We start from the raw sequence: 13016 nt of genomic DNA on the forward strand, positions 1-13016 counted from the left end.
GTCCTAGAGGTAAATAAACATGAGTACTAAAAGAAGTGATGCGCTTAAATTTCTGGATAAAAGCATCGGCGAACCTGCGAGCTTTGGCGCGACCCTGCAAACCATTCGCCTTTCCGACGAAATGGCCAAAAAAATTGGCATCACTAGTGCCCATCTTTCACAGCTTGCACAAGGTCATAAGTTCGTTTCATCGGAAAGAGCCCTAACATTTGCAAAGAAACTGGGATATTCACCGAAAATGCTTATCGGCTTGTCTTTACAGGATCAACTTCAGCGCGCTGGGATAAAGCTTAAAGTAAGATTGGAGCTGCTTAATAAAGCGTGTGTTATCGCCAGAAAAAGAATCCAGATAAAAATGCGGCTACAAACTTGCAGTCGGAGATCGCTACTGAGCAACGACTACTCTTTTTTCCCTGCTGAGCCCGAAAGCTCAGCACTTCCTGCTAGCAGAGACATCAAAAGAAAGAATGGAATTTGTGTATCCACGTATCGACTATCATCAAAATGATTAATCAAATGCGGACTTAATACCCTAGATCTATTTTGCAGAAACTCTTTCCCCACCTTCACCCGTATAAATGACGCGGACTCAGGCTTCAAACCATACATACCAGTCGGAGCTTCAAACTCTCGCACCTCCAGGGTAAATCCATAGCTTCCTTCAATTACGTCCCGCAGAAGAACTACACGAAACGGATGAATCCACTTTTTATCAAACTCGACAACCAAATCCACTTGCTCGTCCGAAATCAAAACTTCTATTGCACTTAAGCTCTCAGAACCTTGCTCGCCAAGCTTCTTCAGTAAACTAATTATCTGAGGGCTCTGCCCCAAAATTGCCCCTTCAAACTCTGAATCCTCAATTTCAACTAGATTTACTCCCAAATTCTCTTGTCCGAACAATAAAGTCGATTCGGAGAATAAATAAGTGCCGGCAAGCCCTTTGGTCCCACCGACAAAGAAAGTAACGATATGCTGGCCATGGATAGAAGAACAACTGGTTTTTATCATTTCATTTTCATACAACGAATATAGTCATTAGTCACCTGTTGGAAGCACTTCCCCTGACTTCCATCATGTACTTCACGATATCGTTCTGCACAAATCCTATACCCTTCATCTCTTAGTTGCTCACAAGTTTTTTCTTTCTTACTTGAAGGATTACAAAGCTCGGCTAATGTAGAACCGATACTACCCGAAATCACTCCGACACCACCGGGAACAATTCGGCTGGGAACTGGACAATTTACACCATCACAAACTGCATGCAAACCTGTTGTGTCTATCCAATTAACAGGATCCCCAGTGACATACCCGAACAAATTTGTATCGCCGCCCTCGAACTGAATCGGATCTTTTGACGTCCACCGCCCAACTTCTGAATCGTAATCACGAGCTCCAAACCTTACTAGGCTCGTTTGATGATCGTACAGTCCCCCAGCAAAACCAAACGGAAGATAGCCTGGATTGGTGTCAGTAATCACTCTACCATATTCATCGTGGTCCATTCTTTGGATTACTGCACCATCGGATTGTTTGACCACTAGACGTGGTGATCCGAGGTGATCGGAAATGATTCTGTATTTCACTCCGGATGCGATCATGTAATCAGGAATATTTCCTTTTGAACCATAGATGAAACGCTTTGTAATAGTCCCCGCCGCGTTCAGTTCGGCTGCGATTCTGTACTGATCCATATAGATCCAGCGTTTCTGCACGACTCCGTTTACGAGCTTCCCAGTTCTGCGGTTCAAGGCATCGATCTCGTAGGTGATCACGGCCCCCGATGGCAGGGTCACTTGAGTCAGATTGCCGAACACGTCGTAAACGTATTGGGTCGTCGTACTTGTGACGCTGTTGGTTTTGGTCAGCAAGTCACCGTTTGCGTTGTAGGTGAACAACAAGGTGTTATAGGTCAGCAGGCGGTCCTGGTCGTCGTAAGTAGCTGTGGTTGGTTGTGCTCCGATGGTTCCGCCGTTGCGGTTGCTATTGCTGTCATAGCTGTAAGTGGCAACTGTCGCAGAGTTCTTATTAGTTTGAGTCAAGCGACCGGTGCTATCAAAGGTATAAACGTAATTGTCGGTGACCGCGTTCATCACCTGGGTTTTGCCGTCAATGCGCCCCATAGCATCGCGGTTCAGGGTCAAATCATAGATGACCGTGGTTCCGCGTTTTGCTTGATAGCCCGTCACTTCGCCGTAGTTGTTGTAAGTGTAGGTATCGGTGAAGCCTGTGGTTCCTGAACCCATCGTCGTTCCCGTCAACTGCCCGTTAGGAACGTTGTAGGTTAGGTTGACGTCGCCAGCTTTTCTTAGGTCTTCGTCGTCGTTATAAAGGTAGGCAATAGTCGAAGCCGCCCCCATTGGCCCTGCAACCGTGTCAGATTCCAGTCGATTTCCCGCACCGAAAGTTGGAGTATAATAGAAATTACCGGTTGCATTAGATACCGTATAGGACGCTGGATTTCTACCGAAGTAGCCTATTTGTGTGCCATTACCGAAAGGATCGCTGATATAGGAGGGCAGACCTACCACGGTATCCATGCTGTGATAGTAGAAACCCGCAGGAGTTTCGACACTTTCCAATACACCTGTAGCTGCATTGTAGTTGTAGTTTACAAAGCTTCCATCAGGCCGAACAATCCCCATAAGTTGTTTATCGAGATTATACGTGTAAGTGGTATTCACCACTGAAACCCCACTCAACCCTGGCGGCTCATACGCTCCCATCAAACCATGGGCATTAATCGCAAGAACATGTCCAGGTCGCCCCGGGGGAATCACAGATGTCAAATTCCCAACTCCATCATATGAAAAACCAACGACACGGCTGTCAGGCAAGACTTGCGATACAACTCGGTTCGCCGAATTATAAACATATGACGTAGTTTGACTGAGCGGATTGGATATACTCTCAATCAGTCCGAGTGTATTGTATCCCAAAGAGGTCGTGCGAGTCCCCTGAGTTATGGAAGTCAAATTTTCATTCGTATAAATAAAACTAACCTGATTAAGACTACCAACTTTTGAAGAAATCATACGTTCGTAGGTATCGATTCCCCATTCAGACGTCTTTCCAAGATAAGTCGTCGTCGTGAACCGCTGGGTGGATGGATTGAACACCGTCGTTGACTGAGTGTTTGTTCCTGACAGCTGACTAGCTTCCTGCCATGCCGTAATAGAAAATGGATTGCTAGGATCTGATAAAGATATATTCTGCGTGCGGTCAATATTTCTACTAGAAGTACCGCCGTAAAGGCTAATAATTTCACTTTGAGGAAAACGTACCGCACTTCCAAAGCGCTGATCATCCACAGACACTGCACTTCGACTACTTCCTCCATTCGAATCGCTACGCGTCGCGGACAAAGAGGACGGAACAAAGGAGCTAGATCCAACAAGGCCTTTTTCAGAAATTGTAGTACGGGCAACAGTCCCGTCCGAGCCAACCGTCGTTTGGACCTGAGCCACCCGGCCCAAAGAGCTTACGGTTGAAACATCATAGGCAAAGTTAGAATTCAAATTCTTCACAAGTGTAAAGAAGTACCCACCAGAATGAATGTCTTTGGTGATCATGCCATTTGAATCGTATTCAAAAGTACTTAACTCGCCATTAGGCTTTTCAAAGGTCTTTAGTAGCCCTTCAGAACTATAATACGACATTTCATATGTATCACTACTAGGGCTTACAATTGAGTCAATGAAACCATTAGCATCAAGATTAATTGGAGAGTTCTGCCCATTAGGAGCTGTAATGGAGATAAGTTCCCCTGAAGCATTTCGATTGAAAGTCGTTACTCGCCCAAATGGTTCTAAAATTGAAGTTAACTGTCCGTTCACGTTATACTGGAAAGAAAAGATATCGCCACCAAGAAGTCCTGTCTTCGTGTAAAGATGGCGTCCTTCGGAATTGAAGATGTAAACAACCTGACCATTCGAGTCCGGCACGAGCCAACTTCCACTTCCATAAGCTTGCGCGACGACCAGTTGATATCCCCCCATTGCATTATATAAGCGCTTCGACGTTGAGTCATATCTCTTTAAGGGCTTAGGAATCCATCCCCCAAGTCCCAGTTCTTTCGCATTCCAATGACTGAGAACGATCGTATAATCATTTGGATAACTTCCCGCTGGAGAAACCTCCGAAACTCGCAGCATAAACTCTGCAGATATCGCCGGCGCAGTCCCAGAGGCATTTAAGCCATTCCAAGTGTACTCGTATGTTTGGTTCGCAACACTATTTAAGAAGGAAGCAGAATCAACGGTAGCCGCCCCCCTCTTCAGCACCACATTGAATGATTGTATATAGTCACGAGGAGTGCTTTCCGATATAATAAATCGGATCTTGAAGTCACTCGAAATACCTTTTTGATAAGCAGAGTGATACACCATTGGAAAAGTACCCGTTACCGGAACTTCCTCAGTCAAAGTCTGATTTTCAACATCTACAATGGAGCCACTTTTTTGGCATGCTCCCGGCGGACCGCTATCACCCCGCCCTCCACCGCCACCAGAAGCCGAGGTGCGACGTGGATAGGCTAATGGCTCACTTATACATGGAGAGACATGAATCCCCACTTCACCGGCACCCGAATCATGCACAGGCGGAAAGCTCGGCGGATTGTTTTGAGAATCCCACAAGTCATATGTCCACGTATATGTGCAGTAGACCTTTTCATTGACCTCATCGTACCTAACTATCATCGGAGCGGAATAGTACATACAGGATTTGTAGCCAGGACTCTCCTGACAAACCGGATCACTGGTACAAGACAACTCATGAAAAGACTTAATTGCCTCTGCCCTTTCTTGCTCGCACGAAGCAGACTGCGCCCAATCTCCTGCCCCTAATATCATCACTAACATCATTATAATCTTCATGAATCCCGCCCCCCAATATAAAACATCATTAGATTTATAATCTTTTATATGTTTATACGAGTGTGAAGTCATAGCAATGTAATACAAAATTTCTAGATAGTAGAATGGTCTACTTCTGTTTTATTGACTGAATTTTGTCTTGAAGGCGTTTGATCAAAACCGGATCTTGCTCAGTGTTGATCATGTCCTGAAGAACGGACTCTGCAAGCTCTAGATTGCCTGCATCTGAATACAAACGACCGGCTAGAGTAAGAAACCAAGGAGGGCCGCCATTCTTCCCTGCTTGAACCAAAAGATCGGCTGCTCTTTTATTGTCTTTTACTTCATACATGTAGTGATAAGCTGCACGATAGGCAATTGGCCAATCTTGGGGAAGCTCCTTAACCCCTTTCTCAAAAATCTTGGTAGCGCCGTCGATATCACTAATAATAACTGTTAGAGCCAATCCACCAGCCGCATAGGCAATTCGGAACTTCGGAGACAACTCAGTTATAGTATCGAGCATCTTGTACAACCAAGAGTCTCCCACACAGATATTTTCCCCGACACTTTTTTCACAATAATCCAGATCCTGAATCGTTCGTATCCATAGCACATCGGCGATCACTTCAGAATATCCGAAAGACATCCGCTCAAGCATCGGCGGCGGGGCAATGTAAGCACCTTGATTTAGAGATTGAGGCGGAAAATTCCGCAAAGAAATCACGAGAAGAGAAAAAGAAAAGATCCCAAGCACAAGACTTGGGATCTTCCTAAAAGACAAAAAAGAATACTTCGTAGAATTACAAGATACCATTTCTAGTATTTCTAATAACTTTAGAGTCATCAATGGACCAGTGGTCTTCACCCACAGCACCCGATTGAATTACTGCAGCAGCTCCAGCTCGGAACGTTGCTGCTGCCGTCGTACAAGCCGCAGGATGAGCAGAGCCACCACCTGCTGTACAGATACCTGCTGCGATATCAGGGTTATTCGCCCCAGTCGCTCCACGCAATACTGTACAACCATTTTGGAAGGCACCATTTACTCCGCAATAAGCAGCAGCACCAGCACCAGCGGCTTTAAAGTTGGCATTGGTAATTGTTGTATTGAAACCATTCGCGGCATTGGCAATTATACCAGCAGCATTGAATCCGATATTATATCTCAACTGCCCTTCTGGAGTATACGCTACTGCAGAGAAGCGACTATCAAACGTATTGTATTCAGCATAGAAAGCCTTCTCTGCAGTGTAAAGAGAAGACAAGTTTGTCTTCGCCTCAGACTGACGAGCTTTCGCCATGTACTTGTTGATAGACGGAATGGCGATGGACGCCAGGATACCAATGATCGCAACAACGACCATCAACTCTACAAGCGAGAAACCGCTTTGAGATTTTCTGTTAACTGAAAACATTTAAAGACCTCCATGGTTCTTTTACTAACTGTTTACCCACATAAGTGTGTCAAATTCGAATGGTGAAATCAAGGTCCTGTCTCGAATAAGACTGAGTAATTTGTTTCATGTTTATTATGTAAGGGACACGTAGCACTCTCGACCTATAACCAGCTTTTTTCACTCTGCTAGACTTGCCAGACACGAAAGAGTGCTCAAATTGAGTCATAAGGTAGAATAAACACATGGGTAACAATAAAAAAGACAGCAACAGCAACTATCCTTTTGCATCTCCCGAGGGGGAAGCGGGCGTCCAGCTTGTCCCAAAACTAGACACTCCGAAGATGTATAAGGTGATCCTACTCAACGATGACTACACGCCCATGGACTTTGTCGTCCTTGTATTGCGTCGCTTTTTTGCGAAAACAGAAGAGCAAGCCACTGAAATAATGTTAGATGTTCATAAGAAGGGTGCAGGTGTCGCAGGGGTCTTCAGCCTTGAGATTGCCGAGATGAAGGTGATGCAGGTCAACCAATTCGCGCAACTCAATCAGTACCCCCTAAAGAGCACACTGGAGGAGGAAGCATGATGAGCCGAGAACTTGAGCGCAAGCTCGCCGAAGCCACGGAACTCGCCAAACGCAACCGACACGAATTTGTGACTCTGGAGCACATACTCCTCATCCTGTCAGAATCCCCCGTGATGGTGGAAATTCTGGAAGCCTGCGCAGTCAATGTGCAGAAACTAAAACAGGATCTGCGCGATCACCTGAAGGTCGGCATCCCCCAAATTACCGATGAACAATTGGGATCCTATGGAGGTTTTGAATCCTGGACCCCTGAGTTCACCCTCGCCTGCCATCGACTGATTCAGCGTGCGGCAATTCAGATGAAAAGCGCCGGACGCAATCAGATTTCTGAAGGAAGCCTGTTGGTGTCTTTGTTCTATGAACAGGATTCCCACGCAGCTTTTGCTCTGGCTCGCCAAGGGTTGACCCAGTTTGACATCATCAACTTTATCTCTCACGGGATCACCAAAGACGGAAAAGATCACGACATCCCGTCGGCCTCCGCACCAAGATCGGCCGAATACCAGGCTGAAGGCGCAGATGAAACCCGCGGCTCCCCGCTTGAAAGTTTCTGCGTCAACTTGAACGAACGCGCCAAACAAGGAAAGTTAGACCCTTTGATTGGCCGTGAAGATGTCATTGAAAGAACCATTCAAGTGCTTTGCCGTCGCACGAAAAACAATCCGCTTTTGATCGGCGAACCCGGCGTGGGTAAAACCGCCATCGCGGAAGGTTTGGCGCAAAAGATCGTGCAAAACCAGGTTCCTGAAAAACTGAAAAATGCCGTTATTTACTCTTTAGATCTGGGCGGCCTGCTTGCGGGCACCAAATTCCGCGGTGACTTTGAAGGACGCTTGAAAGCCGTCGTCAAAGAGATCGAAAAACATCCGAACGCCATCTTGTTCATCGATGAAATCCACACGATTGTGGGTGCCGGTGCGACCAGTGGGGGTTCGATGGATGCTTCGAATCTGTTGAAGCCGGCCTTGGCCAGCGGGGATATCAGCTGTATTGGCTCCACGACCCACACGGAATACCGCCAGTACTTTGAAAAGGACCGTGCGCTGAATCGCCGATTCCAAAAAATCGACATTCACGAACCGTCCAAAGAAGACTGCGTGAAAATCCTGAAAGGCTTGCGCAAATCCTATGAAGAGTTCCACCAGGTCTCTTATTCAGATGAAGCCATTCAAGCCTCTGTGGAACTTTCCCAGAAACATATTCACGGAAAACTGCTTCCGGACAAAGCCATCGACGTTTTGGACGAAGCTGGGGCATACTTCCGCCTGAAATATGAAAACGCGGAAGATATCAAAATTGGCGTCCCTGAAATCGAAGAGGTCATTGCAAAAATGACCGGCCTTCCGGTGGCAAGCATTTCTTCAAGTGAAAAAACGCAGCTGCGTGATCTGGATAAAAAACTCAAAGCCCTTATCTTTGGTCAGGACGAAGCCATTGACCGCCTGGTTGCGAACATCAAGTACGCGCGCAGCGGCCTGGGCCGTCCGAACAAACCGATCGGAAGCTTCCTGTTCACCGGCCCTACGGGTGTCGGTAAAACCGAAGTCTGCCGTCAGCTGGCGACCATCATGGGTGTTCACTTTGAACGCTTTGATATGAGTGAGTACATGGAAAAGCACGCCGTCGCCCGTATGGTCGGCGCGCCTCCGGGATACGTGGGTTATGAAGAAGGTGGTTTGTTGACGGAAGCCGTGAACAAACATCCTTATTGTGTTCTGTTGCTGGACGAAATTGAAAAAGCGCACCCGGACATTACCAACATTTTGCTGCAAGTGATGGATGCGGGTCGTTTGACCGACAGCAATGGTCGCGTGGCTGACTTCAAGAACGTGGTTCTGGTGATGACTTCCAACGCCGGTGCCCTTGAAACGTCCCGTGGCACCATTGGTTTGATCGATGAAAACCGTGGGTCTTTGTCCATGGATGCGATCAAAAAAGCGTTTGCGCCAGAATTCATCAACCGTCTGGATGCCGTGGTGGCCTTCCGCGATCTTTCTGAAGATATGGTCATCCGTATCACTCAGAAATTTGTGGACGAGCTGAAAATGACTTTGCTTGAGAAAAAAGTGGAACTGAACGTTTCTCAAGATGTGATTAAGTGGCTAATGAAAAAGGGCTATGACAAGGTTTACGGAGCGCGTCCTTTGGCTCGTTGCGTGGACGAAAACCTGAAGAAAGCCTTGGTGGACGAACTTCTTTTCGGCCGTCTTGTTGACGGTGGACGCGTAAGTGTTGAACTCGAAAAGGATTTGCTCAAGTTCCATTTTAGCACCACCCCCACTGGCGGAAGCGGTCAAAAAAATCAAAAACAACCTGTCACAACGTGATGGCATTGACATTCCTTTTAGAGTTATCATTATTAATGGTGACTCTAGAAGGAGTGCATAAATGGCATTTTTGAAACGTATTGGTCTATTTGTATTAACGAACGTCCTTGTGATCGTCACGATCGGGATTGTTTGGTCTATCGTCAGCCGCTTCCTGGGCATGGCGGGACTTAACTCTTACATTCCGTTCCTGATGGCTTTCTGTGCCGTTTGGGGTATGGGTGGCGCGTTCATCTCCCTGTTCATGTCCAAGTGGATGGCGAAGATGTTCCATGGCGTGAAAATCATCGACGCCAACAATCCAAATCCGGAACTTCGCAACTTGGTAAACAAAGTTCATGAGTTCGCTAGACGCGCTCAACTGCCTAAAATGCCAGAGGTTGGTATCTACGAATCCGTGGACATCAACGCTTTTGCGACAGGTCCTTCCAAAAAGAATTCTCTGGTTGCGGTTTCCACCGGACTTTTGCAGAGAATGAATGAAAAAGAAGTCGACGGCGTTCTGGCTCACGAAGTGGCCCACATCGCCAACGGTGACATGGTGACCATGACTCTGATCCAGGGTATCGTGAATGCCTTTGCGATGTTCTTCTCTCGTATTCTGGCGGGCCTTGTGGCTGCCAACGTGGATGAAAAATACCGCGAGATCGTGCGCTTTGCCGTGACGATCCTGGGCGATATCGCCTTCACAATGTTGGGTTCTATCGTGGTGAACTACTTCTCTCGTCAGCGCGAATTCCGTGCGGATGCCGGCGGCGCGAAGTATTCCTCCCGCGACAGCATGGTCGCAGCTTTGCAAAAACTGCGTTCCGTGTATGATCTGCCAATTCCACCGGAAGAAGGTCAGACTGCGACTTTGATGATTTCCAACCGCGACAAAGGTGGAATCGCCAAATTGTTCATGACTCACCCTCCTCTGGAAGTTCGTATCGAAGCTCTTCAGCGCGGTCGCTTCTAAGACGACCTGCAAGACCGCGTGCAGCGGAAAGCCTACTTTAGAATGGCTTTCCGCCCTGCGGGGTTGTTTCTTCCTCTGAATGGGCATACCCTTGTTGGTATGCCTCGTATAGTACTAGCCCTGACATTCTTCTCTGTGATTCTTGGTTGCGCGACCACCTCGCGTTTTGATTCCCGTATCGACAAGCGCCTGACTCCGCCATTGCCAAACTTTATGGCAAAGTGGAGATCTGCTCCAATTTCTGATCTGGAAAAACTGGAAGTCGGCTCTAACGAAAATAATATTCTGTGGTGGAAGACCTACACCGTTTCCATGGCCAAAAAAGATAAGCAGCCCCAAGAGGCCTGCGCGGGCTTCACCCGCCTTTCCCTGATCCCGGAGTTCCCGCTGCATGATCTGGCTTTGCTGCGTGCCTATGAGTCCTGTGAGCGCATCAACACCCTGGCAGAACTGCCTGCAAACGTGGCGCCGTGGTACCGCGAACTTTACATCGACATCAAACTGAAAGAGGCTTTGGCTTCTGAAGAACTTCAGGACGACCTGCCGGCGTATATCGAAAAAGCCCGCGCTGAATCCAATAAAAAGAAAAAAGAAGAATACTACATGAAAGCCCTTTTGATCGCGCAGAAGCTCGAATTGAAAGAGGACATTCAAAGCATTCAAACCCAGCTTTATAAAAACTCTCCGCGCCTGAACCCGCTTCCGGCGTACAAAGACCTCAGCGCTGTGGCCTCGGACTATCGTTTCCACCGTGAATTTGATCAGGCTCTGGCGACCTATAAGAAAATTCTGGCGGCGAAAGAAGCCACTGCGGATGAACAGTTCCAGGCTTTGAAAAACATCCGTCAGACTTACAAAGTGGCTCAGCGTCGCACGGAATACATCAATGCGACGGCCGATGTTGTGAATTGGTCCAAGACTCAGTTCCAGAAAAACAAAAAAGACCGCCGTTCGATTGCCCGCTTCCATGACTCTCAAGTTCTGTTTGCAAAAACTTTGTGGACCGAAGACCAAACGTCCCGTGCGGTGAAAGTATTGAATGAAACTCACCGCCTGCTTCGTGGGTCCTATCCGATGGATGAGGTTTATTTCATCCTGGGTCGCATCGACGAAGAAAAAGGAGATTTCAAGAAAGCCTTGGAATACTTTGAAGCCAGCTATCAGCAGCCTGTCAGCTTTGCGGGCTTGCGTGACAAGATCGCGTGGCTGAAATCCTGGAACTACTACAAGCTTTCCCAATGGCCCGAGGCGAAAAGCAGCCTTGAGCAGATGAAGGATCTGGTGAAGGATTCTTCCGACAAGGCGCGCGCCCGATTCTGGCTGGCGCGCACGCTGAAGAAGCTGGATCAAGCTCCCGAGGCGCAAGTTGAACTGCAAACCCTGATCAAAGAAGATCCTCTGGGTTACTATGGCGTATTGGCCTACCGCGAACTGGGCTGGGAATTCCCGCCACTGAAAGTGGATGTGAACGAACTGCAGGGATTGAGCCTGTTTTCAGTTGAAGAACTGGATGCACAAACCCGTTTGACGACGGAGTGGCTGATTGCCGTGAACGAAAAACCGTTCGCGGAAAAAATCCTGAACATCGCCGTGGACGATCTGAAAAAACGCAATGTCACTTCTGAAAAGACTTGGCTTGCAGTGTCTTCCGGCTATGCCCGCTCCGGTCTTTACCTGCCGCTGTTCTCGGCGATTGGGGCGCTGGAACCTCAGGTGAAGGATCGTTTGCTAAATGACCATCCGGATCTGCTGTTCCCGCAGGCGTATGGCGATATCATTGCTGCTGCTTCCAAAAAAAGCGGAATTCCGCAGGAATTCATTTTCTCGATCATCCGTCAGGAATCCGCCTTCAACCCAGAAGCGCGCAGCCCCGTGGATGCCTTCGGCCTGATGCAGCTTCTGCCCAGCGTAGCAAAGCAGCTAGCCAAACAAAACGGTCTGCCTTATGGCGAGGCTCTGGACCTGTACAAGCCTGAAATCAACGTCCCGCTGGGGGCCTATGAATTGAAGAATCTGATGCGCAAGTATAAGGATCAGTACATTTTGGCAGTGTCCGGTTACAATGCCAACGACAGCGCCATCCGCGGCTGGCTGAAAACCCGCTACCGTGATGATTCCGTGGAATTCATTGAAGAGGTTCCGTACGAAGAGACCCGATCTTACATCAAACTGACAATGCGAAATTACGTCTTCTATCAAAGACTGCTTCATCAGGACAAAGGCTCGCTGTTCCCGGAAGAATTGCTAAAGCTTTCCAGATAAACTCAAACAAAAAAGCCACCCGACAAGGTGGCTTTTTTGTTTTAATGATCACTCTTCAAAACTAGCGATTGCAGAAAGTGTCGGTCACAAGACCGGCTTGAGCGGCTGTGTATTCGGGATAGTCTGCATACAAGGTGTTGGTCAGATCCAACAGGTCCGAATTTTCGTTCCATTTGTATTTCAGACTCTGATAGCTCAGCTCGCGCAGGTCGTAACGCTTTTCAAGCGCCACAGCGCCGCCATTCAGCTCTGTCACCGTGACGACAAGCTCGTTGCCAACTTCCGAATCCACGGTGCCCGGCTCAACAGCCCAAGTGCCTTTAAGAAGGCAACTGGTTCCAGACCCCGTCTGGTCAAACAAAGCTTCGGTTTGCTCGAAGTCCCCGTTGGCTTTCAGGTCCATTTTAACGTAATGAAATTCGCTGCCGGAAGAGGTTCCGGTTTCGGTTTGACTGTGGAAGGTGGCGTCTTCGCTCAAGCTTCCTAAATCCAGCTCACCTGACTCCACAGTCTGATTGCACGAGATCAGGAACAAAGCGCTGAAGGTCAGAAACATTCTAAACTTTTTCATGTTCTTCTCTTCGGTTTAGACAGGGCTGGCTTTAATTCTACTGCTGCTACGA

9 protein-coding genes are annotated in these 13016 nt (G+C 47.8%); 4 read left to right on the forward strand and 5 right to left on the reverse strand.

Annotation, left to right across the window (positions count from 1 at the left end; translation table 11 throughout):
• Window positions 1-399: 399 nt before the first annotated feature.
• The 4 genes from ACNQKP_RS17495 to ACNQKP_RS17510 form a co-directional block, all read right to left on the reverse strand.
• Window positions 400-1011, reverse strand: coding sequence for a hypothetical protein (locus ACNQKP_RS17495; protein ID WP_417866475.1), 612 nt, complete (start codon window positions 1009-1011; stop codon window positions 400-402).
• Window positions 1008-4880 carry an RHS repeat domain-containing protein gene (locus tag ACNQKP_RS17500; protein ID WP_417866477.1) on the reverse strand — a complete coding sequence of 1291 codons (3873 nt, stop codon included), beginning with the start codon at window positions 4878-4880 and terminating at the stop codon, window positions 1008-1010. Before ACNQKP_RS17500 ends, ACNQKP_RS17495 begins: the two co-directional genes overlap by 4 nt.
• Window positions 4881-4989: 109 nt before the next feature.
• On the reverse strand, window positions 4990-5616 hold the full coding sequence (locus tag ACNQKP_RS17505) for a hypothetical protein (RefSeq protein ID WP_417866479.1): 627 nt from the start codon (window positions 5614-5616) through the stop codon (window positions 4990-4992).
• Window positions 5617-5662: 46 nt separating this feature from the next.
• Entirely contained in the window at window positions 5663-6277 is a 615-nt protein-coding gene (locus ACNQKP_RS17510; RefSeq protein WP_417866481.1) for a type IV pilin protein, read from the reverse strand.
• Between the two features lie 224 nt (window positions 6278-6501).
• Here ACNQKP_RS17510 and clpS point away from each other — a divergent pair, with 224 nt between their 5' ends.
• The 4 genes from clpS to ACNQKP_RS17530 all read left to right on the forward strand — a co-directional run bounded on the left by clpS (window position 6502) and on the right by ACNQKP_RS17530 (window position 12393).
• Window positions 6502-6846, forward strand: coding sequence for an ATP-dependent Clp protease adapter ClpS (gene clpS / locus ACNQKP_RS17515; RefSeq protein WP_011163787.1), 345 nt, complete (start codon window positions 6502-6504; stop codon window positions 6844-6846).
• Window positions 6843-9173: an ATP-dependent Clp protease ATP-binding subunit ClpA gene (gene clpA, locus ACNQKP_RS17520; protein WP_417866483.1), complete on the forward strand. Its 2331-nt coding sequence runs from the start codon at window positions 6843-6845 to the stop codon at window positions 9171-9173. Before clpS ends, clpA begins: the two co-directional genes overlap by 4 nt.
• Window positions 9174-9234: 61 nt before the next feature.
• The gene (gene htpX, locus ACNQKP_RS17525; protein WP_011163785.1) at window positions 9235-10131 is read left to right on the forward strand and encodes a protease HtpX; all 897 of its coding nucleotides are present in this window, start codon (window positions 9235-9237) and stop codon (window positions 10129-10131) included.
• A gap of 99 nt (window positions 10132-10230) precedes the next feature.
• Window positions 10231-12393: a transglycosylase SLT domain-containing protein gene (locus ACNQKP_RS17530; protein ID WP_417866486.1), complete on the forward strand. Its 2163-nt coding sequence runs from the start codon at window positions 10231-10233 to the stop codon at window positions 12391-12393.
• A 61-nt stretch (window positions 12394-12454) separates the two neighbouring features.
• Here ACNQKP_RS17530 and ACNQKP_RS17535 read toward each other — a convergent pair whose 3' ends face one another.
• On the reverse strand, window positions 12455-12964 hold the full coding sequence (locus ACNQKP_RS17535) for a hypothetical protein (RefSeq protein WP_417866488.1): 510 nt from the start codon (window positions 12962-12964) through the stop codon (window positions 12455-12457).
• Between the last annotated feature and the right edge of the window lie 52 nt (window positions 12965-13016).

The organism is Bdellovibrio bacteriovorus, assembly GCF_048286975.1.
Classification (GTDB): Bacteria; Bdellovibrionota; Bdellovibrionia; order Bdellovibrionales; family Bdellovibrionaceae; genus Bdellovibrio; species Bdellovibrio bacteriovorus_H.

Bases quoted from the DNA above. Each gene is read 5' to 3' on its own strand.
- clpS (WP_011163787.1), top strand. From the start codon at position 6,502: ATGGGTAACAATAAAAAAGACAGCAACAGCAACTATCCTTTTGCATCT.
- clpA (WP_417866483.1), top strand. From the start codon at position 6,843: ATGATGAGCCGAGAACTTGAGCGCAAGCTCGCCGAAGCCACGGAACTC.
- ACNQKP_RS17530 (WP_417866486.1), top strand. From the start codon at position 10,231: ATGCCTCGTATAGTACTAGCCCTGACATTCTTCTCTGTGATTCTTGGT.
- ACNQKP_RS17535 (WP_417866488.1), bottom strand. From the start codon at position 12,964: ATGAAAAAGTTTAGAATGTTTCTGACCTTCAGCGCTTTGTTCCTGATC.
- ACNQKP_RS17500 (WP_417866477.1), bottom strand. From the start codon at position 4,880: ATGAAGATTATAATGATGTTAGTGATGATATTAGGGGCAGGAGATTGG.
- ACNQKP_RS17510 (WP_417866481.1), bottom strand. From the start codon at position 6,277: ATGTTTTCAGTTAACAGAAAATCTCAAAGCGGTTTCTCGCTTGTAGAG.
- htpX (WP_011163785.1), top strand. From the start codon at position 9,235: ATGGCATTTTTGAAACGTATTGGTCTATTTGTATTAACGAACGTCCTT.
- ACNQKP_RS17495 (WP_417866475.1), bottom strand. From the start codon at position 1,011: ATGATAAAAACCAGTTGTTCTTCTATCCATGGCCAGCATATCGTTACT.